Annotated in this window: 23 protein-coding genes; 11 read left to right on the top strand and 12 right to left on the bottom strand. The window is 60.3% G+C overall.

Annotated elements, in window-relative coordinates; genetic code table 11:
- The first annotated feature begins 183 nt into the window (after window positions 1-183).
- Window positions 184-2,289, top strand: coding sequence for an elongation factor G (fusA, locus tag ACRAWE_RS07135; protein WP_211130182.1), 2,106 nt, complete (start codon window positions 184-186; stop codon window positions 2,287-2,289).
- Window positions 2,290-2,316: 27 nt separating this feature from the next.
- Here the strand turns inward: fusA and ACRAWE_RS07130 are convergent, their stop codons facing one another.
- Together ACRAWE_RS07130 and ACRAWE_RS07125 are read right to left on the bottom strand one after the other, a co-directional pair.
- Window positions 2,317-3,285 carry a DMT family transporter gene (locus ACRAWE_RS07130; protein ID WP_019455435.1) on the bottom strand — a complete coding sequence of 323 codons (969 nt, stop codon included), beginning with the start codon at window positions 3,283-3,285 and terminating at the stop codon, window positions 2,317-2,319.
- A gap of 98 nt (window positions 3,286-3,383) precedes the next feature.
- Window positions 3,384-4,211, bottom strand: a complete 828-nt coding sequence (locus ACRAWE_RS07125) for an AraC family transcriptional regulator (protein WP_019455436.1) — start codon at window positions 4,209-4,211, stop codon at window positions 3,384-3,386.
- Between the two features lie 197 nt (window positions 4,212-4,408).
- On the opposite strand from ACRAWE_RS07125, the gene ACRAWE_RS07120 reads away from it, so the two are divergent.
- Window positions 4,409-5,842, top strand: coding sequence for an NAD-dependent succinate-semialdehyde dehydrogenase (locus ACRAWE_RS07120; RefSeq protein ID WP_432525166.1), 1,434 nt, complete (start codon window positions 4,409-4,411; stop codon window positions 5,840-5,842).
- A gap of 48 nt (window positions 5,843-5,890) precedes the next feature.
- On the opposite strand, the gene ACRAWE_RS07115 is transcribed toward ACRAWE_RS07120, so the two are convergent.
- From ACRAWE_RS07115 to ACRAWE_RS07105, 3 genes are read right to left on the bottom strand one after another with little or no spacing between them, the layout of a single operon-like run.
- Window positions 5,891-6,793 carry an alpha/beta hydrolase gene (locus ACRAWE_RS07115; RefSeq protein WP_198635978.1) on the bottom strand — a complete coding sequence of 301 codons (903 nt, stop codon included), beginning with the start codon at window positions 6,791-6,793 and terminating at the stop codon, window positions 5,891-5,893.
- Entirely contained in the window at window positions 6,783-7,676 is an 894-nt protein-coding gene (locus ACRAWE_RS07110; RefSeq protein ID WP_019455439.1) for an alpha/beta fold hydrolase, read from the bottom strand. Before ACRAWE_RS07110 ends, ACRAWE_RS07115 begins: the two co-directional genes overlap by 11 nt.
- A 25-nt stretch (window positions 7,677-7,701) precedes the next feature.
- Window positions 7,702-8,757 (bottom strand): sugar phosphate isomerase/epimerase family protein, encoded by a 1,056-nt coding sequence (locus tag ACRAWE_RS07105; protein WP_063919517.1) that lies wholly within the window; start codon window positions 8,755-8,757, stop codon window positions 7,702-7,704.
- 140 nt (window positions 8,758-8,897) lie between these two features.
- Between ACRAWE_RS07105 and ACRAWE_RS07100 the strand changes: the two genes are divergently transcribed.
- Window positions 8,898-9,491 carry a TetR/AcrR family transcriptional regulator gene (locus ACRAWE_RS07100; protein ID WP_154746241.1) on the top strand — a complete coding sequence of 198 codons (594 nt, stop codon included), beginning with the start codon at window positions 8,898-8,900 and terminating at the stop codon, window positions 9,489-9,491.
- Between the two features lie 20 nt (window positions 9,492-9,511).
- On the opposite strand, the gene ACRAWE_RS07095 is transcribed toward ACRAWE_RS07100, so the two are convergent.
- Window positions 9,512-10,417 carry a LysR family transcriptional regulator gene (locus ACRAWE_RS07095; protein WP_154746242.1) on the bottom strand — a complete coding sequence of 302 codons (906 nt, stop codon included), beginning with the start codon at window positions 10,415-10,417 and terminating at the stop codon, window positions 9,512-9,514.
- Between the two features lie 151 nt (window positions 10,418-10,568).
- Between ACRAWE_RS07095 and ACRAWE_RS07090 the strand changes: the two genes are divergently transcribed.
- On the top strand, window positions 10,569-11,651 hold the full coding sequence (locus tag ACRAWE_RS07090) for an alpha/beta fold hydrolase (RefSeq protein WP_432525165.1): 1,083 nt from the start codon (window positions 10,569-10,571) through the stop codon (window positions 11,649-11,651).
- On the opposite strand, the gene ACRAWE_RS07085 is transcribed toward ACRAWE_RS07090, so the two are convergent.
- From ACRAWE_RS07085 to ACRAWE_RS07075, 3 genes are all read right to left on the bottom strand, one after another.
- Window positions 11,648-11,950 (bottom strand): cupin domain-containing protein, encoded by a 303-nt coding sequence (locus ACRAWE_RS07085; protein ID WP_019455442.1) that lies wholly within the window; start codon window positions 11,948-11,950, stop codon window positions 11,648-11,650. The genes ACRAWE_RS07090 and ACRAWE_RS07085 overlap by 4 nt on opposite strands.
- 118 nt (window positions 11,951-12,068) lie before the next feature.
- The gene (locus ACRAWE_RS07080) at window positions 12,069-12,788 is read right to left on the bottom strand and encodes a glucosamine-6-phosphate deaminase (RefSeq protein WP_063919521.1); all 720 of its coding nucleotides are present in this window, start codon (window positions 12,786-12,788) and stop codon (window positions 12,069-12,071) included.
- Between the two features lie 186 nt (window positions 12,789-12,974).
- A complete protein-coding gene (locus ACRAWE_RS07075; protein ID WP_074054151.1) occupies window positions 12,975-14,855 on the bottom strand; it encodes a potassium transporter Kup in 1,881 nt (626 codons plus the stop codon).
- Window positions 14,856-15,094: 239 nt separating this feature from the next.
- Here ACRAWE_RS07075 and ACRAWE_RS07070 point away from each other — a divergent pair, with 239 nt between their 5' ends.
- The 4 genes from ACRAWE_RS07070 (at window position 15,095) to ACRAWE_RS07055 (ending at window position 19,147) form a co-directional block, all read left to right on the top strand.
- The gene (locus ACRAWE_RS07070; protein ID WP_432525164.1) at window positions 15,095-16,834 is read left to right on the top strand and encodes an ABC transporter permease; all 1,740 of its coding nucleotides are present in this window, start codon (window positions 15,095-15,097) and stop codon (window positions 16,832-16,834) included.
- A 12-nt stretch (window positions 16,835-16,846) separates the two neighbouring features.
- Window positions 16,847-18,166, top strand: a complete 1,320-nt coding sequence (locus ACRAWE_RS07065) for an ABC transporter ATP-binding protein (RefSeq protein ID WP_019455446.1) — start codon at window positions 16,847-16,849, stop codon at window positions 18,164-18,166.
- Between the two features lie 96 nt (window positions 18,167-18,262).
- Window positions 18,263-18,610: an ArsR/SmtB family transcription factor gene (locus ACRAWE_RS07060; protein WP_019455447.1), complete on the top strand. Its 348-nt coding sequence runs from the start codon at window positions 18,263-18,265 to the stop codon at window positions 18,608-18,610.
- Between the two features lie 3 nt (window positions 18,611-18,613).
- On the top strand, window positions 18,614-19,147 hold the full coding sequence (locus ACRAWE_RS07055; protein WP_016927616.1) for an SRPBCC family protein: 534 nt from the start codon (window positions 18,614-18,616) through the stop codon (window positions 19,145-19,147).
- On the opposite strand, the gene ACRAWE_RS07050 is transcribed toward ACRAWE_RS07055, so the two are convergent.
- Complete coding sequence (locus ACRAWE_RS07050; protein ID WP_025159767.1) at window positions 19,148-20,176, bottom strand: transporter; 1,029 nt, start codon at window positions 20,174-20,176, stop codon at window positions 19,148-19,150.
- Window positions 20,177-20,434: 258 nt separating this feature from the next.
- On the opposite strand from ACRAWE_RS07050, the gene ACRAWE_RS07045 reads away from it, so the two are divergent.
- The gene (locus ACRAWE_RS07045) at window positions 20,435-21,187 is read left to right on the top strand and encodes a hypothetical protein (RefSeq protein WP_197667967.1); all 753 of its coding nucleotides are present in this window, start codon (window positions 20,435-20,437) and stop codon (window positions 21,185-21,187) included.
- Window positions 21,188-21,253: 66 nt separating this feature from the next.
- Here the strand turns inward: ACRAWE_RS07045 and ACRAWE_RS07040 are convergent, their stop codons facing one another.
- Window positions 21,254-22,684: an SH3 domain-containing C40 family peptidase gene (locus ACRAWE_RS07040; protein WP_211130190.1), complete on the bottom strand. Its 1,431-nt coding sequence runs from the start codon at window positions 22,682-22,684 to the stop codon at window positions 21,254-21,256.
- A 151-nt stretch (window positions 22,685-22,835) separates the two neighbouring features.
- A complete protein-coding gene (locus ACRAWE_RS07035) occupies window positions 22,836-23,423 on the bottom strand; it encodes a hypothetical protein (RefSeq protein WP_019455452.1) in 588 nt (195 codons plus the stop codon).
- Between the two features lie 170 nt (window positions 23,424-23,593).
- Between ACRAWE_RS07035 and nudI the strand changes: the two genes are divergently transcribed.
- The gene (gene nudI / locus ACRAWE_RS07030; protein WP_063919526.1) at window positions 23,594-24,019 is read left to right on the top strand and encodes a nucleoside triphosphatase NudI; all 426 of its coding nucleotides are present in this window, start codon (window positions 23,594-23,596) and stop codon (window positions 24,017-24,019) included.
- Between the two features lie 103 nt (window positions 24,020-24,122).
- The gene (gene pbpG, locus ACRAWE_RS07025; protein WP_063919527.1) at window positions 24,123-24,953 is read left to right on the top strand and encodes a D-alanyl-D-alanine endopeptidase; all 831 of its coding nucleotides are present in this window, start codon (window positions 24,123-24,125) and stop codon (window positions 24,951-24,953) included.
- The last annotated feature ends 128 nt before the right edge of the window (window positions 24,954-25,081 follow it).

Below are 25,081 nucleotides of genomic sequence, written 5' to 3'. Positions count from 1 at the left end.
TCTTCACCTGTGCGCAAACTTTCATCTATCACAGCCATCGCTTAAAAAAACCAACGCCTTCAACTACGATTAGTTTGTGACCAGAGCAAGGCTCTGCGATCCGGCAGATAACCCTATGAGGATTATCACCATTATCCATGCTGTTTAAGCCGCTCTCCTTCACGCGGCTAAGAAAGGTTGATTATGGCTCGCACCACCCCTATCGAACGTTACCGCAATATCGGCATCTCCGCGCACATCGATGCCGGCAAGACCACCACCACCGAGCGGATTCTGTTTTACACCGGGGTCAGCCACAAGCTGGGTGAAGTGCATGACGGCGCGGCGACCATGGACTGGATGGCGCAGGAACAGGAACGCGGCATCACCATCACCTCGGCGGCCACGACCTGCTTCTGGAGCGGCATGCAGCATAATTATCCGCAGCACCGCATCAATATCATCGACACCCCCGGGCACGTCGATTTCACCATTGAAGTGGAGCGCTCGATGCGCGTGCTGGACGGCGCCGTGATGGTCTACGACTCGGTGGGCGGCGTGCAGCCGCAGTCGGAAACCGTCTGGCGCCAGGCCAATAAATACAAAGTGCCGCGGCTGGCGTTCGTTAACAAGATGGACCGCATCGGCGCGGACTTTTTCCGCGTGCGCAAAATGATGATCGAGCGCCTGAAAGCCAACCCGGTGCCGATCGTTATCCCGATTGGCGCCGAAGATCACTTCAGCGGCGTGGTGGATTTGGTGCGGATGAAGGCCATTCTGTGGGACGAGGCCTCGCAGGGCATGAACTTCAGCTTCGAAGAGATCCCGGCCGACCTTCGCGACTCGGCGCAGGAATGGCGTGAAAACATGATTGAGGCCGCCGCCGAAGCTTCGGAAGAATTGATGGAGAAATACCTCAATCAGGTGCCGCTGAGTGAAGAGGAGATCGTTCACGGGCTGCGGGTGCGCACCGTCGCCGGTGAAATCCAGCCGATGCTGTGCGGCTCGGCGTTCCGCAACAAAGGGGTCCAGCGCATGCTGGACGCGGTGATCGAACTGATGCCCTCGCCGCTCGACGTGCCGCCGATGGAAGGCCACGGCGAACACGATGAAATCATCACCCGCAAAGCCGACGACAACGAGAAATTCTCGGCGCTGGCGTTCAAACTGATGACCGATCCGTTCGTCGGCCAGCTGACCTTCGTGCGCGTCTACTCTGGGGTGCTGGCCAAAGGCAGCAGCGTTTACAACCCGATCAAGGGCAAAAAGGAGCGTATCGGTCGCATCGTGCAGATGCACGCCAACGATCGTAAGGACATCGACGAACTGCACGCCGGCGACATCGCCGCCTGCGTCGGCCTGAAGGACGTCACCACCGGCGATACGCTGTGCGATCCCGGCGCCATCATCACGCTGGAGCGCATGACCTTCCCTGAACCGGTGATCGCCCAGGCGATCGAGCCGAAGACCAAGGGCGACCAGGAGAAAATGGGCATCGCGCTGCAACGCCTCTCTTCAGAGGATCCGTCGTTCCGTGTGCGCACCGATGAAGAGTCCGGCCAGACCATCATCTACGGCATGGGCGAGCTGCACCTGGAGATTATCGTCGATCGCATGCGCCGCGAATTCGGGGTGGAGACCACCACCGGCAAGCCGCAGGTGTCGTACCGCGAAACCATCCGCAAACGGGTGGCCGACGTGGAAGGCAAGTTCGTGCGCCAATCCGGCGGCAAGGGGCAATACGGCCACGTGGTGCTGACCGTCGAGCCGAACGAACCCGGCAAGGGCTTCGAGTTCTTCGATGAGATCAAGGGCGGCGTCATTCCGGGCGAGTTTATCCCGGCGGTGAAAAAAGGCGTGCTCGAGGCGCTGAACAACGGCGTGCTGGCCGGTTACCAGGTAGTGGACGTCAAGGTGCACCTGACCTTCGGTTCTTACCATGACGTCGACTCGTCGGAACAGGCGTTTCGCATGGCGGCGATCTTCGGTTTCAAGGAAGCCTGCCGCCTGGCAGATCCGGTGATCCTGGAACCCATCATGTCGGTGGAGGTGGAAACGCCGGAGGATTACGCCGGCAACGTGATGGGCGACCTCTCCTCACGCCGTGGGCTGGTGCAGGGCATGGAAGAGATCCCGGGCGGCGGCGGCAAGGAGATCCGCGCCAAGGTGCCGCTTTCCGAAATGTTCGGTTACTCGACCACCCTGCGTTCGATGTCGCAGGGCCGTGCCACCTACACCATGGAATTCAGCCACTACGCCGAAGCGCCGCGCAACGTGGCCGAAGAGATCATTCACCACAGCAAGCGTTAATCCTCACGCCCGCCTTCATGGCGGGCGTCACCCCTGCTTTTCCTCCAGCGCCACCACCATCGGCTGCGGTTTGATGCGCATGGCGTACACCACGCCGGCGATCAGGCAGACAATGCCGGCCAGCGTCAGCAGCGGCGGCCAGGTCTGGCGCAGCAGAAAGGTATAGGCCAACCCCGCCAAAATTTCGAACACGATGAGCGGCCCCACCAACACCGTCGGCAGCCGCTGGCTGGCTTCGTTCCAGCACAGCGCCCCCAGCCAGGAGCAGAACACGCCGATGATCAGCATCAGCGGAATAAACACCTCGGGGCGCGGGCCGAACGGCAAGGCGAACGCCGGTTCGCTCAGCGCCAGCTGGCCGCAGACCGCCAGATAGCCCAGCAGCGCCAGCGGCAACGTCGCCAGCCCCTGCGCCGTGGCCCAGGTGGCCGGCCGCTGCGTCGGATTCTCCCGCAGCCAGCGTGAATTCCGCAGCGGGAACCAGGTCCAGCACGCTACTGCCAGCAACGCCAGCCCGAGGCCGCTGAGATAACGCCAGCCGTCGATCGTTTGCGCGTTGCTGCTCAACTCGGCGACGTTCACGCACGCCAACCCGCAGACGATCAGCAGCAGCGCCGGCGCCAGCTTGCCCCAGGCCAGCCGCCCGTCATGCCGGCCGTAAAACAGGTTGGCGCAGATGGCGATCACCACCGGCAAAGTGCCGATGATCATGGTCGAGACCGGTGCGCCGGTGCGCTGAATGGCGCTGGCCAAACACAGGTAGTACAGCAGATTACCGATGGCCGTCAGCTTGAGCGCCTCCAGCCAATCCTGGCGCCGCAGCTTGCGCAGGCGACGGCGATCGAACCAGGCCAGCGGCAAGGTGATCAGCCCAAAGGCCAGATAGCGCCCGGTAGACTGCAACGCGGCGGGATAATCCGGCACCAGCAGCGGGCCGACGAAAATCAGGCCCCACATCAGCCCGGCGGCCAGGGCAAATACAACGCCAATGAACATAATGACTCCGACAAACGGCCGGTGCGGCCAACCCGCCCGACAAGACAGCGGCAGAGTAGCGAGAACGCGGGGAGGAATGATTGTAGCAGGTTGCTGTTTTAGCCCAATTTCACCTGTTTCTGGAAGCGCACCGGCGTGACGCCGTAACGGTTAGCGAACGCGCGCGTCAGATGTGCCTGATCGGTCAACCCCGCCGCCGCCGCCACCTGAGCGGCGGGCATGCCGCGCTCCAGCATGCGTTTGGCCTGCGACAGCCGGATCGCCATCAGCATCTGCTGCGGCGAGACGTGATATTCGGCCTTGAACTTGCGCTGGAAATGGTAGGGGCTGAGCGAGACCAGATCGGCCAGTTGGTGGAGGGTTACGGCCTCGGCGTAATTATCGTGCAGGTAGCTTTTCACCACGTCGAACCGGTGCGCCGCCTCGGCTTTGTGTCGTTGCCCGGTGCGGATATGCGGTTGCAGCAACTCGACCGCCTCCAGCAGCAGGCCGTCGAGCGTAAGCGGATCCTCGGTTTGCCACAGCGCGGCGAGAATGACCGACAGACGCTGCGCCGCCCGCGGATCGTGGCGCACCGCATCGGTAAACCACTGGCTCCGATCGCCAGACAACTGCTCCAGCGCCTCGGGCGCCAGATAGAGCATGCGGTAACACCAACCGCCCGGCGTTTCGGCTTCGCCGGTGTGCAGCTCGTCCGGGTTCATCAGCACCAACGCCCCAGGCGCCGCCAAATGCTGCGCGCCGCGATAGCGGAAACGCTCGGCTCCGGTATCCACGGTGCCGATGGCGAAGGCGTCATGGGTATGCGGCTCGAAGGCATAGCGCTCAATGTGCGCCTGATAGAGTTCGACGCCGGGCAGATGCGACAAATGCCGAAACTGCGCGCAATCCTTCTCGAACGGAAACTGTTGTGGAACCCCTTGCACCCGACCTCCTCGTCCGTGCTGACAATCTGCTCAGCATAGCCAAAACATCGCCGATTGAGTAGCTGCCCTGGTCCTTTCGTGCCCCTTGCCTGGACGATCGCCGCCATTCGGCGTAGGGTTAAAGGCCCCTGTCCCATTCAGGCGCGCCGCATCGCGAAGCTCATCGGCCCCTGACACTCCGCAAACAAGAGGCAACAATGTATCCGGATACTCAACTGTATATCGACGGACAATGGCGCAACGCGCTGGCCGGGAAAACCTTGCCGGTCACCAACCCCGCCAACGACGAGGTCATCGGTCAAGTGGCGCACGCCGCCACAGCGGATCTCGATCTGGCGCTGGCCGCCACCGAGCGCGGATTTAACCTCTGGCGCGACACCGCCGCGCACCAGCGCGCCAACCTGATGCGCAAAGCCGCTGCGTTGCTGCGCGAACGTGCCAACGCCATCGCCGCCATCATGACGCAGGAACAGGGCAAACCAGTGGCGCAGGCCAAGATTGAAATTCTCAACGCCGCCGATGTCATCGACTGGTTCGCCGGCGAAGCCACCCGCACCTACGGGCAGATCATTCCGTCCCGCGCCCGCGACGTGCAGCAGCAAACCCTCAAGCTGCCGGTCGGCCCGGTGGCCGCCTTCACGCCGTGGAACTTCCCGATCAACCAGATCGTGCGCAAGCTGTCCGCCGCGCTGGCGGCGGGTTGTTCCATCATCGTCAAAGGCCCGGAAGAAACCCCGGCCTCCCCGGCTGAGCTGATTAAAGCCTTCGCCGACGCCGGTATTCCTGCCGGGGTGATCGCGCTGGTGTACGGCACCCCAGCGGAAATCTCGGAATACCTGATCCCGCATCCGACCATTCGCAAGATCTCCTTCACCGGCTCCACCCGCGTGGGCAAACATCTGGCGGCGCTGGCCGGCCAGCATATGAAAAAGGCCACCATGGAACTGGGCGGTCATGCGCCGGTGCTGATCTTCGACGACGCCGATCTCGACGCGGCAGCCAAAGAGCTGGCGCAGTCGAAGTTCCGCAACGCCGGCCAGGTCTGTATCGCCCCGACCCGTTTCCTGATCCAGCAAGGCGTTTATGAGGCCTTCGTGGAGAAATTCACCGCCGCAGTGCGTGAACTCAAACTCGGCAACGGGCTGGAAGACTGCGTAACGATGGGACCGATGGTGCTGGGCCGCAGCGTCGACAATATCGAAGCGCTGGTGCAGGACGCCATCGCCCACGGAGCGAAAGCTTGCACCGGCGGCAAGCGCGTGGCGGGCAAAGGCAACTTCTTCGAGCCGACGGTGCTGCGCGACGTGCCGCTGAGCGCGCGGGCCATGTCGGAAGAGCCGTTTGGCCCGGTCGCCCTGCTGCGTCCGTTCGCCACCTATGACGAGGCGATCGCCGAAGCCAACCGCCTGCCGTACGGGCTGGCCGCCTACGCTTACAGCCGCAACATCGCCACCGTCAATGCGCTGGGGCGCGACGTGGAGAGCGGCATGCTGAGCATCAACCACATCGGTTTCGGCCTGCCGGAAACGCCGTTTGGCGGCGTGAAAGACTCCGGCCACGGCACTGAAGGCGGCAGCGAAGCGATCGAGTCCTACCTGGAAACCCGCTTCGTCACCGTCGCCGGCCGTTAATCGCGTGTCTGATGAATAGCCAAAAGCCCCGCAATGCGGGGCTTTTTTTTACTCGCAAGCCAGCTCGAACAGCCGTCGTGCCGCCGGGGTCAGCCCCAGCATGTGAATGCAGGCATGCACCAGGCCCGGCAATCGTTCGCAGCGTACCGGCACGCCTGCCTCGCGCAGCCGCTGCGCATACTGCTCGGCCTCATCGCGCAGCGGATCATATTCGCAGCTCAGGATGGTGGCCGGCGGCAACCCGCACAGCGTGGCGGCATGCAGCGGTTCGCCGTAGGGTTCGCGTCGCTGGGCCAGATACTGCTGCCAACAAAATACCATCGCGTCGCGCGTCAGAAAGTGCCCCTCGGCGAACTCACGATAGCTGGTCGTCGCCATCTCGCGGCTGAGCGCCGGATACAGCAGCAGCTGACGTTCAATGTGCGGGCCGCCACGATCCCGCGCCAGCTGCGCAACCGCTGCCGCCAGATTGCCCCCGGCGCTGTCGCCGCCCACCGCCAGGCGCTCAGCGTCAATCCCTAACTGCGGCGCCTGTTGCGCAGCCCAACAGAGCGCCTGATAGACATCTTCCAGCGGCTGCGGAAAAGGAAACTCCGGCGCCAGCCGATAATCGACCGACAGGATCACCCGGCCGGTGGCATTAGCCAGCGCCTGGCAGGGCCGATCGTACAGCGCCAGCGAACCGAGGCACCAGCCGCCGCCGTGGGCGAACAGCATCGCCGGCTGCGCAGCGGCGTGCCTTTCCCCGGCAGGAAAATAAGCGCGCAGCGCAATCCGATGTCCGTCGGTGGCAACCAGCGTAAAATCCCTGACCCCGCCACTCGGTTCCGCCTCGCCCTGTAGCTGACGCAAACCGGTTTCCGTAGCCGCGCGCATTTCCGCCAGCGAAGCGGGTGGCGGTGCGTCTGCCGATGCCGTCAAAAAGGCGGCGATGCGTTCATCAAGCGGCATGCTGTTCTCCCGCCAGGAACGGCGTAATCAGTGCGATAAACGCCTCATGACACTCCTCGGTGATGAAATGGCCGCAGCCGGCGACCGTTTCACCCCGCAGATCGCACGCATTGCCCTGCAACGTCGTCAACGGCGCGTCACCGGTGGCGTGCTCCGCCCCCACGGTCAGCACCGGCATCGCCAAGGGCGTGGCGGCGCGCAGTCGGTTCTGGCGAACGGTCTCCGGGATCGCGCGATAATAATCGAATCCGGCGCGCAATCCGCCCGGCGCCGAATAGGCGGCGATATACACCTCCGCCGCCACCCGATCGCGCCGGTAGGACCAGCGGTTGAAGATATAACCGAGATACTCCCGTTCACGCCCCTGGGTCAGGGTCTCCGGCAAATCCGCCAGCTGGTTGAACATGAAATGCCACAGGAAGATGTTCTCCTCCGGCGCAACGAAAATCGGCGGCGGCGGCGCCAGGCCAGGGATTACCGCCTCCGTCAGCACCAGGCGCTCCACCGCCTGCGGGAAATCGCTCGCCATGGCATAACCGACCCACATGCCGATGTCGTGGCCGACCAGTTGGTAGCGTTCATGGCCCAGTTGCGCCATCATCGCGTGCAACGCCGCGCCGACGCTGCCGGTGTCATAGCCGCCGACGGGCCTGTCCGAATCGCCGATGCCCGGCGGATCGACGGCGATCGCCTGAAAACCGGCCGCTGCCAGGGCACGCATCACATGGCGCCAGGTGTACCAGGTTTGCGGCCAGCCGGGGATCAGCAGCACCGGCCGCCCTTCACCGGCTATCACGCAGTGGATACGTTGGCCATTGACCTGGGTATAGACGTGTTCCGCCCCGAGATCCTGCAACAGGATCTCGTTTTCTTGTTGTTTCATGGGGTGACTCCCTGAAGAGTTAGGCTCAGCGAATGCCGAGCAAGGCATTGATCTGCTGTGGGTTGACCGGCGCACCGGCGAAGTCATCGAACACTTTGTCGGTGACATGGATGATGCGATCGCGAATGAAGGCCGCGCCTTCGCGCGCGCCGTCCTGCGGGTTTTTCAGGCAGCACTCCCACTCCAGTGTCGCCCACCCCTGATAGCCGTACTGCGTCAGCCGGGAAAATATGCCGTTGAAATCGACCTGGCCGTCGCCCAGCGAGCGGAAGCGGCCGGCGCGATCGGTCCAGGATTGATAGCCGCCGTAAATGCCCTGCCGACCGGTCGGATTGAACTCGGCGTCCTTGACGTGGAACATGCCGATAACGTCCTTATAAATATCGATAAACTCCAGATAGTTCAGCTGTTGCAACACCATGTGGCTCGGATCGAACAGCACCCGGCAACGTGGGTGGTGGCCGACGCGTTCCAGAAACATCTCGTAGGTCACGCCGTCATGCAGATCTTCACTCGGGTGAATTTCGTAGCACAGGTTGATGCCCTGCTCGTCGCAGGCGTTGAGCACCGGCAGCCAGCGTTTGGCCAGCTCGCCGAACGCGGTGTCGATCAGCCCGGCCGGGCGCTGCGGGAACGGGAACAGATAGGGCCAGGCCAGCGAACCGGAAAAAGTGCCCAGTTCAGTGAGCCCGAGCCGCGCCGAGGCTTTTACCGCCAACAGCATTTGCTGCCGCGCCCACTCGCTGCGCGCGTTGGCATCGCCGTGCAACGCCGGCGGCGCGAAGCTGTCGCACAGCGCATCGTAAGCCGGGTGCACCGCCATCAGTTGACCGAAAATATGGCTGGTCAGTTCGCTGACCACCAACCCATGCTCCGCCAACATGCCGGTCAGATCGTCGCAGTAGGTCTGGCTTTGCGCAGCGGTGGCCACGTCGAATAAACGCCGATCCCAGGCCGGGATCTGCAACGCGCTAAAACCGGTCTGCGCCGCCCACTCGGCAATGGCGGGCAGGCTGTTGAACGGCGCCGCGTCATCGCTGAATTGCGCGAGATGCAGGCTTGGACCTTTGAGGGTTTTCATCGTAAACTCCTATTGGTTGTCGATTGACAAACAATAGAAGCAAAGCGTGGCGACCGCAAGCGAAATTTATAAAGGCATTGGTATTCCCGCCGATTTAAGCGATCCTATGTCGCTGAATGGCAGGTAAATTGGAGCAGCGAATGGCAGGCAGACCGCGCGAGTTCGATCGCGAACAGGCACTCTTGAAGGCGCGAAACTTATTCTGGCGGCAGGGTTACGAAGGCACCTCGATGTCGGATCTGGTGGCGGAGCTGGGCATTGCTTCCGCCCGCATCTACAAAGCGTTTGGTTCCAAAGAGCAGCTGTTCCGCGAGGCGATCGCCAGTTACGAAACCGCAGAAGGCGGCTTTGCCGATCGCGCCTTCACGCAGGAAAGCGGCATTCGGCCGGCGATCAAACGCCTGCTGGAAGATGCCGTGCGGCTCTATAGCCGGCCGGATCTGCCGCAGGGCTGCATGGTGGTCTCCTCCGCCGCCAGCGTCAGCGCAGAAAACGACGGGCTAAAAGTCTGGCTGGCAGAGCACCGGCTGCAGCGCACGCAGCAAATCGTCGAACGGCTGCGCCAGGCGGTGCAAACCGGCGAACTGCCGGCCGACACCGACGCCGATAGCCTGGGGGACTATTTCGCCGTCTTCCTTCACGGCTTGTCGATTCAAGCCCGTGACGGCGTCACGCAAGCGCGGTTGTTGGCCGCGGTCACGGTGGCGCTTACGGCTTTGGATAGCCGTGTTTGATCGATCCTCAGGCGCGCCTTCTATGTAGGCACGAATGGCGGTGAAGGAACCGCGTTTGTGACAAAGTCTGCGACGTGAGGATTAGTATTTTCCGGCTTATGAATCAAAGCAACCTGATACGGGATCTGTCCTTCACTGAGCCGGCAAAAAGAAACGTTTACCCAACCGCTTTTTTGCATGAATTCAGGGACCAGGCTAACTCCTAATCCCGAAGCAACCAAGCCGACGAGGGTCTCCATCTGCACGGCTCGCTGAACAATATCAGGAACAAATCCTGCCTCTTCACAGGCCTTCATAATAGAGCGATAAAGACCTGGCCCTTCCTGCTCCGGAAACAATACCCATGGCTCCCCGGCCAGAGCAGAAAGCGACAGAGTGCCGCGGGTTCCGGCAGGATGTTTACTCGGCAAAACGGCAATTAACGGGCAGCTAAAAAATTGATGGCAGGACAGTTTTTGTATGGCGTATTCAGGAACAGGTAAAACCGCAATGCCAACGTCAAGCGTGTCTTCCAATAGGTTCACGACCTGCCGCGCGGTGGTCATTTCTTTCAGTTCAAGGACAACCTCCGGACAGGAAAAGTGAAAACGGGCGATCATTTCGGGAAGCAAATGTCTGACGGCGGAGGCTACAAAACCGATGCGCAAAGCCCCCGTCATTCCCTGACCGGCGCGTCGTGTCAGCAACATCGACCTTTCCATCTGCATCAGCGTCGCAACCGCTTCTTTCTGTAACACTTTGCCTGCCGGCGTCAGCGCCGTTATACGATTGGTTCGTTCAAAAAGCCGGGTGCCCAACGCCTCTTCCATATGACGGATCGCAGCGGTAAGGGGCGGCTGAGCCATATGCAGGCGCTCTGCCGCTTTCCTGATATTCATGGTCTCCGCAACAGCAAGAAACTGGCGAAGCTGACGCAGGGTGAGCATATCGCGATACCTTAAACGTATTAAGAAAGCCTCACGATAGTATTAGACACACTAGCAAGGCCGCCTGAAGATGCTTTCTGTATATATTCGCGGAGCAGAAATAACAATGAGCATACTCAGATCGTTGTCACTGACTTACCGAAGCCTAAATATGTTGCTGGCCCTCCTTGTGATGTCGGCATCACCCACACTGGCTGCATCGAAAGAAAATGAAATCTCCGCGCCGATAAAACGAACAGACAGGTACATTGTGCTTGCGGACGGAGAGCAACTCCACGTCAGGGAAGTCCGCCTGGAATCTGAAGGCAAGATACCGCAACCGCCTGTGCTGCTGATTCATGGCGCGCGGGTTCCCGGCCTCGCCTCTTTTGATTTGCCTGTCAAAGGCGGCTCTCTGGCAGCAGATCTGGCATTAGCAGGCTTTCGTGTGTACATCCTCGATCTGCGGGGGTATGGACTATCCAGCCGCCCGGCCGCGATGAATAGCCCTCCAGACCAATCGGCGCCGTTAATCCGCACTGCGGATGCCGTGACCGATATCGCTCACGCCGTGCAGGCTATTCAGGCGTGGAGCGGCGCCCCTCGCGTTAACCTCCTGGGATGGGCGACGGGAGGACACTGGGCGGGCGCTTATGCGGCCCAATACCCACAGAATGTGGAACGACTGGTGCTCTATAACACGCTTTATGGCGGAGCCACCCACCATCCGCTGCTGGGCCAGGGATCGCCGCTGGATGATCCTCAAAATCCGGGACATTTCAACGCAGCCAAATTTGGTGGCTGGAACCTGAGCACGCGGGACAGTCTGTTTGTCGCCTGGGATAGCAGCATACCCGTGGCGGATAAAACACAGTGGCGTGATGAAACAGTGAAACGCGCTTACGGCGATGCCGCACTGGCATCGGATAACACCTCGCAGCGCAGAACGCCACACAGTTTCAGGGCGCCGACAGGCGCCATGGCAGACAGCTTTGAGCTGGCGATGGGCAAAAAACAGTGGTCGGCAACCGCCTTAACCACCGTTCCCGTGTTGGTTATTCGCTCAGAACGTGATTTTTGGAGCCGGCCTGAAGATATGGACGCCATCATGAAAGATGCCCCTTTAGCCGAAAAGCTGGTCATTCCTGAGGCGACACATTTTGTCCATCTCGATAGAGATAATGCCGGCAGACAACGTTTTCTTCAGGGCGTCGTCAGATTTCTGGCGCAACCCCAGTCCAAACACGGCGCTTAATCCTCCGGCAGGTCGACAATCACCAGCGTGCCTGCGCTGCCCGGCAACACGCGGTGCGGCACGCCGGCCGCGGCCTGATACAGCTGGCCGGCCCGCACTACCACCTCTTCCCCCGCCACCTGCAGCCGCAGGTGGCCGCTGATCACCAGCAATCCTTCGCTGTAATCATGCACTTCATCCTCAATGCTGCGCGCGTCCATACGCAGCACTTTGATATTGGCCGCACCGACGCGGCCCAACACGCTTGAGCGCCAGGCCTCGGGCAGTTCGGCGGCCTGCAGATTTAAATCGAACAGCATCGGAATCCTCCGGGTGCATGAAAAAACGCACTCTAGCCCGATCCCGCCCCGCAGGGAAAGACGCTTTGGTTGCAGGTTATGACCGTTGGTTCTGAGGCGAAACGCGCCGGACGGACGCTTACGGCAGCAGCGTCGCCGCTTCACGATCGGCGATAATCAGCAGGTCCGGATGCAACATCAAAACGCTGGCAGGCACCTCGGCCTCCACCGGCCCGCAGATAATGCGCCGCAAGATGTCCGCTTTATGTGAACCGTTGACGAGCAGCACCAGCTTTTTCGCGGCCATCACGCTCGCCGGCCCCAGGGTCACGTAATGATCGGGCAACCATTCAGCGCGGCCGCCGACTTCTTTCAGCAAGATTTCGGCCAGGTCCGGCCTGGCGGAAACCGGCACCCGGCAGGCGCCATCTTCAAAGGCGGTGGTGCCCGGCAAATTGCCGCAGTAGTGGCCGTCTGCGCCAACGCCCATCACGATCGCGTCCAGCCCGCCATCCTCGGCGATACGTCGATCGTGCTGGAGGTAGTTGTCCGAATTCAAGACGTGCAGTTGCCGCTCGGGGATCGCCGCCGGGCCGAAGAACAGGCGATGGAGATTCTCCATGGTGACGCCGTAGCCCGACCGACCGGCGTAAGGAATTTCATCGAAATTATAGTAATGCGCATTGGCGAACTCCGCGTGACCCTTTACGCGCGGGGCCAACAGCTCATACATCCGTTTGGGCGTCGAACCGGCGGTGATAGCCAGATTGACGCGCTGCGGACGCATCATATAACTCAACAGCAGGCCGGCGGCCAGCTCACTCATTTCCTGATAATCATTAGCGACGACAAGTTTCATTCCCTGCTCCTTTTTCCAAAAAAAAACCTAACCGCCCTCCCGTTCTATTCGATGCCGGGGAGCCGTTAGGTTTTGCCTGATCGCGTCAGTAACAATCCGTTTGTTGTCAGGTTATGGCGGCCAGAAATGAAATGCAATCCGCGTTGTGTGATGCACGCCGCAATTGCGGCGACGTCTTTTCGCGCCCTACACCGGCACCCGGCGGCTGATCTCCACCACCTGATCGCTGGGCAGGTAGTAATAGTCCGTGACGTGCATGCCGTTGCGCACCATCAGCGCGAACAGATTGCGCTGCCAGGACGGTAGCCGGTCATCCGCCTCGCGGCGCACCACGGTTTCATGGCCGAGATAGTAGGTCGCTTCGTCGAAGTTCAGGCCGCATTTCTGCGCCTCGACGTGCTGCAAGAGTTGCGGAATGTTCGGCCGCTCCATAAAGCCATAGCTGGCCACGCCGCACCAAAAGCCCGGTGCCAGCTCACGCATCACCAGGCGTTCGGCATTCGCTACCCGCGGCTCGTTGACGATGGCGATGGTCAGCGCCAGCACGTTGGCGTGCAGCGAACCGTTGCGCTTGACCTGCCATTTCATTACCGGCGGCGTGCCCTGCAGGCTGCGGGTCAGGAATACCGCTGTACCCGGCACGCGCGGTACGGATTCACGGCGGATTTTCGCCAGGAAATCCTCTATCGGTACCATCGTTTCGCCCAGAGTGCGCGCAGCCGCCAACACCCCGCGATGCCAGATCAGCATCACGGTATAGACCGCGGCCGCCAACAGCAGTGGGATATAACCGCCCTGCAGCACCTTGGTCAGGTTGGCCGTCAGGAAACTCAGATCGACCACGAAGAAACACCCCGCGACCAACAGGCTGGAGAGCAGCCCCCAGCGCCACACCTCGCGCATGGCGACGAACAGCAAGCCGGTGGTCATGATCATGGTCAGCGAGACGGCGATGCCGTAGGCGGCGGCCAGATTGTCCGACGATTTGAAGAACACCGTCAGGAACAGCGTCACCACCATCAGCAGCCAGTTGATGGCGCCGATGTAGATTTGCCCGTAGCTCTCCTCGGTAGTTTGCTTAACCCGCAGCCGCGGCAACCAACCCAGTTGGATCGCCTGTCGGGTCATGGAAAATGCGCCGCTGATGATCGCCTGGCTGGCGATGATCGTCGCCAGGGTGGCCAGGATCACCAGCGGGATCAGCAGCGCCGGCGGGCATAAACGGAAGAAGATGTTTTGCGTGACGTCGGCGCCGCTCAGGATCAGCGCGGCCTGCCCGGCGTAGTTGAGCAAAAGACTGGGAAAAACGATGCCGAACCAGGCCAGCCAAATCGGCCGTTTGCCGAAATGCCCCATGTCGGCGTACAACGCCTCGGCACCGGTGACGCACAGAAACACGCCGCCCAGCACCAAGAAACTGGTCAGCCCGTTGGAGAACAAAAAATGAATGCCGTACAGCGGATTCAGCGCCAACAGTACCGCCGGGTGTTGAACAATGCCCCACACGCCCAGCGCCGCGATCGACAGGAACCACAGCGCCATGATCGGCCCGAACACGCGGCCGATGCGCGCGGTGCCCAGCGGCTGAATGGCGAACAGGCTGAGTAAAATCACCACCGCCGCTGGCAGAATATAGGGCTGCGACGCCGGCAGCACGATGTTCAGCCCCTCGAGGGCGGAGAGCACCGAGATGGCCGGCGTGATGGCGCCGTCGCCGTAAATCAGCGCCGCGCCGAACAGGCCGGCGAACAACACCAGCGGCCGGGACTTCTGCTTGCTGACCAGCAGCGACATCAGCGCCATGATGCCGCCCTCACCGCGGTTGCCAATGCGCATGGCGAACATGGCGTATTTGAGCGAGGTGACGATCACCAGAGTCCAGAAAATCAGCGACAGCAGGCCGAGGATCACCGGCGCCGAAGGCGCATCGCCGGAGAGAAACAGCACGGTTTTCAGGGTGTACAGCGGGCTGGTGCCGATATCGCCGAACACCACGCCCAATGCGCCCAACGCCAGCGGCGCCAGACCGCTTTTGTTCGCCCCTTCCGTATCATTGCCGACAGACATCTGCTCGCTCCTTAGCGTTGCGCCGAGAGTTAAAATTATTGTCACTTTATTACCGTCGTGCCACTCGCTCAGCAGGATAAGCATAACCTAACCGTCATCTTCACGGGTTACAGTATCGCGCGTTTGCGGCGCAGAAACCGCCGCCGGTGAGCAACGGTTGAGAAACGCCGCCGCAGGATGGTCTATAGTGCTTATGCGATTGTCACTTTCTTGTTTGCGCGCGCCGTGGGAGAAGTGAAATGAACGTCCGGCTCAACACTCATGTTTCCGCCCGGCGCCTGCTGCCCAACGGCTGGGACGTCATCGCCTTTCCGCTGATCATCGGCCTGATCGCCATGATGGCTATCGGCCTGCACCAAACCCTGCAACCGCTCGCGACGCTGAAAACGCAGGCGGTATCGCTCGATCCCGCCAACCTGCCGGAATACGCCCTGCGCACCACGTTGCGCATGCTGGTGGTGATGGTGGCCGCGTTGGCGTTCTCGCTGGTCTACGGCACCCTGGCGGCCAAGAGCCGGCGCGCCGAGAAAGTGCTGGTGCCGATCCTCGATATTCTGCAGTCGGTGCCGGTGCTCGGTTACATCTCCTTCACCGTGACCTTCTTCATCGCCCTGTTCCCTGGCCGGGAGCTGGGGGTCGAGCTGGCGGCAATGTTCGCCATCTTCACCAGCCAGGCGTGGAACATGACCTTCAGCTTCTATCAGTCGCTGCGGACCGTGCCGCGCGATTTGCAAGAAGTGGCGCGCGGTTTCCATCTCAGCCCGTGGCAACGCTTCTGGAAGCTGGACGCGCCGTTCGCCATGCCGGGCCTTATCTGGAACATGATGATGTCGATGTCCGGCGGCTGGTTCTTTATCGTGGCGTCGGAAGCGATCACCGTCGGTAACAACACCTTTACGTTGCCGGGTATCGGCGCCTATCTCGCGCAGGCGATCCTCAGCAAGGATCTGCACGCCATCGGCTGGGTGTTGTTCACCATGACGGGGGTGATCCTGGCCTACGACCAGCTGCTGTTCCGGCCATTGGTGGCATGGGCGGATAAATTCCGCATGGAAACGACCCGCTCGGCGAGCGCCCCGACCTCCTGGTTGTTGAATCTGATGCGCCGCACGCGCCTGATCCATCTGCTGCTGACGCCCCTGGGCGCGTTGCTGGCTAAAACCGCGCGCCTGAAACTGAGCCTGCCCGCCCGCTCGCCGCGCCGCACCGACCCCGTCAAACGCCAACGGCGCTCGCGCGTTATCGACCGCTGCTGGAGCGCCATCGTGATCCTGGCGACGCTTGCTGTGGCCTGGCGCGTCATTCTGTATGTGCAGACCGGCGTGACGCTCAATGACGTGGGCCAGGTGATGGTGCTGGGGTTGATCACGCTGCTGCGCGTGACCGTGCTGATCGCCCTGTCATCGCTGATCTGGGTGCCGCTCGGCGTGCTGATCGGCCTGCGCCCGGCGTTGGCCGGGAAAATCCAGCCGATAGCCCAGTTTCTGGCTGCGTTTCCGGCCAACCTGCTGTTCCCGGTATTCGTCATCACCATCGTACATTTCCAACTGAATCCCGATATCTGGCTGTCGCCGCTGATCGTGCTCGGCACCCAGTGGTACATCCTGTTCAACGTGGTGGCGGGCGCCAGCGCACTGCCCAACGACTATCGCGAAGCCGCCGCCAACTTCCATATTCGCGGTTGGCAATGGTGGCGCCAGGTGATGCTGCCAGGTATTTTCCCCTATTACGTCACCGGCGCCATCACCGCCTCAGGCGGCGCCTGGAACGCCAGCATCGTGGCCGAGCTCGTTCAATGGGGCAGCACCCAGGTGAAAGCACACGGGCTGGGCGCTTACATCGCCGAAACCACCACCGCCGGCGATTTCCCCAAGATTATTTTAGGCATCGCCGTGATGTCGTTGTTCGTCACGCTGTTCAACCGCTTGCTGTGGCGCCCGCTTTACGCCTATGCAGAATCCCGCTTCCGCATCGATTAAGGAGCCGTTCAGATGTCAGAACTTCACCCAACGCAGACGGCCCGCACGCCCGGCGAGGAAATTTTAGCGGTCAACGCGGTCAGCCATGGTTATGACAAGGCGCACGGCGAGCTGCTGATCCTCGACGGCGTCAATTTGTCGCTGCGGGCGGGCGAGATCGTCGGGCTGCTGGGCCGATCAGGTTCAGGCAAATCGACGCTGCTGCGCATCATCGCCGGCCTGGTTACCCCCACCGCAGGTGCGGTGAACTATTTGGGGCGGCCGTTGAACGGCCCCGCCCAAGGCGTCGCCATGGTATTTCAAACCTTTGCGCTGTTCCCCTGGCTTACGGTGCTGCAAAACGTCGAGGCCGGGCTGGAGGCGCTGGGCGTCGCCCCTGCCGAACGGCGCGAGCGGGCGCTGGCGGCCATCGACCTGATCGGCCTGGACGGCTTCGAAAACGCCTACCCGCGCGAACTCTCCGGCGGCATGCGGCAACGCGTGGGCTTTGCGCGCGCGTTGGTGGTGGACCCGACGCTGCTGCTGATGGATGAGCCGTTCTCGGCGCTGGACGTATTGACCGCCGAAACGCTGCGTACCGACCTGCTGGACCTGTGGACCGAGGGACGGATGCCGATCAAATCGGTGCTGATCGTCACGCACAACATCGAGGAGGCGGTTTTCATGTGCGATCGCATCCTGTTGCTCTCGTCCAACCCTGGCCGGGTGATCGCCGAAATCAAGGTGCCGTTCAGTCACCCGCGCAACCGGTTGGATCCGCAATTCCGCCGTCTGGTGGACGATGTGTACGCCAAGATGACCGCCCGCCCACATGACGGCAACGTCAAAAAAGGGCTGAAGCTCGGCACATGGCTGCCGCACGTCTCCACCAACCTGATCGCCGGCCTGATCGAAACGCTGGCCGCCGCGCCCTATTTCGGCCGCGCCGACATGCCAGAGATCGCCCTTTCGCTGCATCTGGAGGTGGATGAACTGTTCCCCATCGCCGAAGTGCTGCAGTCGCTGGGCTTCGCCGACGTGCGTGAGGGCGACATCTTCCTGACGCCGCCGGCGCGCGCTTTCGCCGATGGCGACGTCCAGGCGCGCAAAGTGCTGTTCGCGGAGCATCTGCTGCGCTATGTACCGCTGGCCGCGCTGATCAAAAACGTGCTGGACGAACGGCCGGGCCATCGCGCGCCGCGCGTGCGCTTCGAGCAGGAACTGGAGGACTCGCTGTCGGACAGCGCCGCCAAAGAGACGCTGGATACGGTCATCAACTGGGGCCGCTACGGCGAGATCTTCTCCTACAACGATCAAACGGCGTTCTTCAGCCTGGAGGACGTCGAGTTTTAACCCGCTGAGCCCGCCCCGGCGGGCACTCATGCCCCGGAGCAAAAAATATTCAACAAAACGGTTGAATATTAGCCTGCCTGTTCTATATTCAACCATATGGTTGAATTATCTTCCTCTCAGCTGGACGCCATTTTTCATGCGCTGGCCGATCCGACCCGCCGCTCGATGTTGCGCGCGCTGGCCGGCGGCGAGCGCAGCATCGGCGAACTGGCCGCGCCGTTGCAGATGTCGTTCGCCGGCGCCTCCAAGCACGTGAAAGCACTGGAACATGCGGGCCTGGTGCAACGCACCGTGCAGGGAAGAAACCATATCTGCCGGCTCGAACCCGAGCCTATGGCGCAGGCCATGCAATGGCTGCAAACCTATGAACATTTCTGGACTGAACGGCTGGATGCGCTCGAACAAGCGCTGCAGCAGCCCGAACAGCTTCCTCCCAAGGAGTGAACCATGAATGATTACGGCATGATTATCGAACCCGGCACGCTGCGCATCCAGCGGCTGCTGCCCGGCCCCATCGAACGGGTGTGGGCCTACCTGACCGAATCCGACAAGCGCGCCACCTGGCTGGCGGCCGGTGCCATGAAGTTGGAAAACGGCGCGCCGCTGGAGCTGGAGTTTCGCAACTCCGATCTCGCGGGCGAGCACGAACAACCGCCGGCCAAGTACAAACAGCACGGCGGCTGCGTCAGCAACCGCGGCCACATCACCTGCCTGTTCCCGCCGCGCCTGTTAAGCTTTACCTGGGCGGAACAGGATCAAGGGCGTCCTTCCGAAGTGACCTTTGAACTGACGGAGCAAGGAAACGCAGTGCTGCTGACGGTGACCCACCGGCGGTTGGCTAACCGCGACGAAATGCTCAGCGTCGCCGGCGGCTGGCATACCCATCTGGATATCCTGCTGGATCGCCTGCACGATCGCGCGCCGCAACCGTTCTGGAGCACCCATGCCCGGCTGGAAGAAGAGTACCGCGCCCGCCTGTAATTAGCTCTCGTCCCTGCGCCTGAACGCCAGATAGCCGGCGATCAGCGTGAAACTGCCGACCAGCAACACCAGTAGGATAAACCCGTGGTGATTGCTGGCCAGCGGGATCCCCCCGACGTTCATGCCGAAGAAACCGGCGACAATATTGATCGGCAGCGCCAGCACGGTGATCACCGTCAGGGTATAGAGCGTGCGGTTATTCTGCTCCATCAGCTTGGCGCCCAGCTCTTCCTGCAGCAGCCGGATGCGTTCGGTCAAACTGGCGAGATCGTTCAACACCACGGTGAACTCTTCGGTGAACTGCCGCAGATCCTGCACCACCTCACGGCTCAGCCAAGTCGGTGGCCGGTTCAAGAGGCGAAACAACGCAGCCGGCTCCGGCGCCAACAGGCGCTGAAAGCGCAACAGCATGCGGCGCATGCGCCCCAGCTCGGTGCGGTTGCGCTTGACGCGGTGAGTCAGCAAACGATCCTCGATGGTATCGACATACTGGTTGGCCTGCCGCACCACCTGCTCCAACACCTCCTCCTGCTCTTCCAGCAGATGCGCCAGCAGTTCGGTTGACGACGCCAGCTGCAGCGTCGTCAGGCGGCCAAGCAGCCTTTCGATCAGCCGCACCGGTTTGTGACGCACGGTCACCACCAGCCCGCGGCAGCAATACAGCCACAGCGTCGCCGTTTCCGGGTTGCTGTCCTCGGGGTGAAAGATCACGTCGTTGAGCACGGCGAACAGATCGTCCCCCTGGCGTTCAATGCGTGTGGTGTGGGATCCGTGGCGAATTTCGTGAAAGAAAAAATCGGAAATGGCGAAATGGTTTTTCAGCCACTTCTCCGCCGCCGCGTGATTGAGATTCAGGTGCAGCCAAACAAAACCGTCGCCGGGCGGCAATGTCTGATAGGCCTGACAAACCTGCTGCGAGTTAAGACGCGCCGGCGGTTTGCCGGAGCGAAATAGGTGGCCGTAGATCAACCCGGTCACTTCATCATCGAAATCCAGCTTGTGCATCTTTTCCGTTAACCTTTGCGCCATCACGCCCTTTCCTGCCTATTGCCGTTAACCCAAAACGTCACCCGCTGTTATAGCAATCTTTATCTGCCAACGTTAATGATTTTCAATGTTCCTGATGATTAATATTTTCGTCATAAAAACGTCATTTACATTCAAAATAGTTTTCACTTCTGGCCCGTTCAGCGCCGGCACAATGGCGAAATGAATATAGCGACTGATACCCTCCATCATGCAAGACACATTCATTTAAGGAACACGAACAATAAGGAGATAGCGACAATGAACAAGTTTATTATCGGAGGATGGAGCCAGTCTCTGACTGGCCAGCCCCGCGAAGCGTTCGATGTCATGATGTATGGCATGGTGACCAACCTTGATGGATTGACCACAGGCACAGCCGCTCATCCAGGCTGGAGCCCGGAAAAGCAAAATAAACCCGATACTCTTCCCGGTTTTAAAGGAAAGACGCTCTGGGTTTATGGCGGCGGCGGATGCTCCCCGCAGCAAAAGCCGGCAAATGAGGATGACGTGTTGCGGATCGTCGCGGCCACGGTAGACCGGGGCTGGGATGGCGTCGATTTTGATGACGAATGCAATATGAACACCGAGCGGGTCATCGAAGCCATGAAACGGCTAAAAGAGGCTCGAAAAGAGGCCAGCTTCGGTTTTATTGCCGGTTATTCTTACAACCACCCCAATACGGAAAGCGGCAAAAAGCTCAACGAGAAAGTCAAAAAAATCATTCGGTCAGACCAATGCGATCGCTTTATCCATTACTGTTATGCCGCGGCGATGTGGAGCAATGACGATATTCTCGCGAATGTAATCCCGGCATTAAGGCAATCATTGGCAAACGGCGCCGAGAATAAAAAGTGCATTCTGGCCCTGACGACCAAAGGATTGACCGACTGGAATTTAAATTATTTCATCGATCAGATACTGGACTTTAACCTTGGCGGATTATTTATTTGGAATTACGCTAACCTGACGGATGAACATTATAAAATCATCACGGACAGATTAGGTCATTAGCAAACCCGACCCGTCATCGCCTGAAAAGCGGCCGCATTCGCGGTCGCTTTTCAGATAAAGCATGCGCTATTCAATAAACCCCAGCTTGAACTGCGCCTTACCCGCCAGCGAGGTCAATTCAGGCGCCTCCGGGTAGCGAGTCAGAAGCGGGAAAAATACGGCGCCGCCGATAATGCTGCGGCTTTTTGAATCCGCCGGGCGCAAGCCCCAGATATTCTGGTATGTCATCGGCACAAGCTGGCCGTCAACCAGCGCATTGCCAATATACAGCATGATATGGCCAGGGATGTACACCAGCGTGATGAATGGCTTACCGTGCTCTTTGAGATAGCGCAACCGGTCACGGGTGTTCGCTTGAGCAAGATCAACCACCCGGTTTGCCGCCTGTATCTGCGCGGCGGAATTTCTGGGAAGAAATATCCCAAAAGGCATCAACAGGCTGCGCAGTTCGGCGGAGCAGTCATTATTGAAGTTAGAGTTCCCCCAACCATAGGGCCTGCCGTTCATCGACTGCATCAGGGTGGCAAGATGCTCAGGCGTCATTTCCCACGGCATGGCGGCAAACTCCCCTGCCGGCAAAACGACCCGGCGCATCTGTGCGTGGCCATCCGCTCGGCGAACCGGCACGGCGACGACAAAATGTCCCTGACGATGCCGGTAAAATGGCAACATCGTGCCGTGGCGCGCCGTAAAATAAAATTGGCCGCCGGCTTGCACCGAGACCGGCTGTTTAATGAATGCCCCCAGATTTTTCTCCGCCAGCGCCAGCCATTCGGTGACAAACTGCCGATCCACCGCCGCGATGTCTTCGCTATGCACCCATCCGATCACCGTAGGCGACGCGACGTAGTTCCAGCGTTTATCGCGGCTTTGCGTAATAACGTATACCGGCGTACCGGGACGGATAGATGAATCCTGCAAATTATCAAACGGATAACCCTGTCCAGCCAGGCGAGGATCGTCATAAGCCGGATCGGCCGTCGGCAGGATCCTGACCAGCGTTTCCCGGACTGCAATGCCCCTGCCCGCAGGATGGAACTCCTTATCCATGTCGGCCGACGCGTTATCTCTGACTTGCTGTTTCCAGCGGTCAGTGTGAGTCCTGAAGTTTTCCCCCCAGGAGACACTTTCACTTCCCAGGTATTTATCCATTGCGGCATCACGGCGGCTTTGCGCTTCACGGTTCAGGACGGAAGCGATGTAATGCGGATTCCAGGGGGATTGATCATTCGGCCCCATGCCAAAATAGTGGGATTTGAGGGCGGAGAAATGGCGCTGCTGCGCGGCGGCATCCATCACGGGCACCTGCCGTTGCGGGCCATAGGGGATCCATTTATCGACAGATTGCGAGTAGTTACCCAGCGGGAATAGCGATTTGGTCGGATCGATAGGGGTTGTCGCTACGGCGTCTTGAGGTGGCTCTCTGACCGGCGCACTATGGCAGGCCGACAACAACAGAAGCATCATCAGTACAAAGGGTTTTATTCCATTAGGCATTTTTTATCATCTCCGTGACAGGTGAAAATTTCTTCTTCATCCTGACCAGAAGTGATTGCAAATGATACTCAATAACACTATCGATTGACGCCCGGTTGAGGAACAAAACGCAAAAGCAAGCCCGCCCGCTTGCTCCTGCGCCCTCACATTCTCACCACGCCAACAGACGTTCCAGCGCCGCCGCCGGCCCTTTACGGCCGATAAGCGCCGCCCGATGCCAGATAGAGCCGCTGTCGCTCACCCACTGCTCGCTTACCCACTGGCGCCGGGCCAGGCTGCGCAGCGCCTGGATGCTGTCGACGGTGTTATACACCAGCCAGGCGCCGAACAATACGCCAGCCAAGGCGATCCACAGATTAACCGTTGCCGCCAGCTGCGTGATCAACAACAGCAACAGCGCCATCTGCAGTAAGGTTTTAGCGGTGAAAGCGCACAGAAAGAAGGTCCGCATCCGGTTTTCCAGCGCAAAACAGGGGTTGGTTAACACCTGGCGGGTTTCCTGTACCGGAATGCCTTGCACATAGACCATCCATTGCGAAGCCCGCCGGGGATTCATCGCCACGCCCTTTTCCGCCAGCTGGTGTAACCGCATCGAAACGGCCACCGGCCAGACGAGCGCGAGCAGCAGGCAATAGAAGAACGCCGCACTGACGCCGCACACGCCCAATCCGATCGCGGCCAGCACCGCCAGCAGAGCCTTGCCGGAGTAAAACCAAAACGGCACCACTTGGTAATTCATAAAGTTCCCTTTTAAGTCCATTCACCAGTCCGATAGATTACTCCCTTATCAAGGCGTTAAACGCGAGGGAACAAAAAATTTTTGCTGTTACGCAGAACGCGATCGGCCCCTCTATCCTGCGCCGCCAAACCTGCTACCCTGCGCCTTTTGATTTTTGACAGGAGTCTTCCATGCGCCAACGCATCATTGTCTGCCCGCTGATTGAAAACGATAACGCCTTCCTGCTGTGTAAAATGGCCGCCCACAAAGGCGTATTTCCCGGCCAATGGGCGCTGTCCGGCGGCGGCGTCGAACCAGGTGAGCAGATAGAACAGGCGCTGCGGCGCGAAGTGAGCGAAGAGCTGGGCACCGCGCTGATCCTCGAGCGCATCACGCCCTGGACCTTCCGCGACGACGTGCGCATCAAAACCTACGCCGACGGCAGCCAGGAACAGATCTATATGATTTATCTGATCTTCGACTGCCAGGCCGCCAACCGCGACGTGACGATTAACGATGAGTTCGACGACTACGCCTGGGTGCCGCGCGAACGCCTGGGGGAGTACGATCTGAATGAGGCCACCCGTTTTACCCTGCAGCAACGCGGGCTGTTATAGTTTTCGTTGACGGTTTGTATAAGTACCGCCCTATTTTCTTCACATTTGCCGGTCAGACTCTTGTGATATTTTTTAATCACTTAGGGTCATTATTGCCGCCGTTATGCTCTTATTTAACCTTTCTCTCCGCTTTCCCGCCCGGCGCTTCGGCGCCGCTGTCCTGTTCAGCCTGCTGTCCGTTCTGACCACCGCGCACGCCGCGCCGCTGGCGCTGCATGCCAAATCGGTGCTGGTCGTCAATCAGCGCACCGGGAAAACGCTGTATCAGAAACGGCCTAACCGCGTCCTCCCCATTGCTTCGCTCACTAAACTGATGACCGCGATGGTCACCCTGGACAGCAAGCGCCCGCTGGGCAACAGGATGAGAGTCACCCCTGCCGATCGCGATCTGCTGAAAAAAACCCATTCGCGGTTGACCATCGGCTCGGTGCTCAGCCGCCGCGACATGCTGCACATCGCCCTGATGTCTTCGGAAAACCGCGCCGCTGCGGCGCTGAGCCGCAACTATCCCGGCGGTCGCAGAGCCTTTGTGGCGAAAATGAACCAGAAAGCGCGCGCCATCGGCATGAAGCGCGCCCGCTTCTACGACCCGACCGGGCTGACGCCGCGCAATGTCGCGACCGCCCGCGATCTGCTGCAGATGGTCAACCACGCCTATCGCTATCAGACCATCCGCCGTTTCAGCACCGACAGGCAGCGCGTCGTCTTTCCCGGCCGCGGCCAACTGGTCTATCGCAGTTCCAACGGTCTGATCAACAACGCCGCCTGGAATATTCAGCTGCAGAAAACCGGGTTTACCAACGAGGCGGGCCACTGTCTGGTGATGCGCACCACCATCAAGGGGCAGCCGATTGTGATGATCTTGCTCGGCGCACGCTCGCCTTACGGCCATTACAGCGACGCCATTCGCCTGAAGGCCTGGCTGGAGGGATAATACCAGGGTGCTTTACCGCTTTGCGCATATCCAAATTCGTTTTGGATCAATGGAATATCCTATCGCCAATCAGTATTAAGCCTCGCGTCGTCCGCATGGTATTTGTCAGGCATATCTGATGAGGAAAG

The sequence above is a fragment of the Serratia sp. BFP-2025 genome (assembly GCF_050880365.1).
Classification (GTDB): Bacteria; Pseudomonadota; Gammaproteobacteria; order Enterobacterales; family Enterobacteriaceae; genus Serratia; species Serratia surfactantfaciens.
This window is presented reverse-complemented; position numbering and strand designations above follow the sequence as displayed.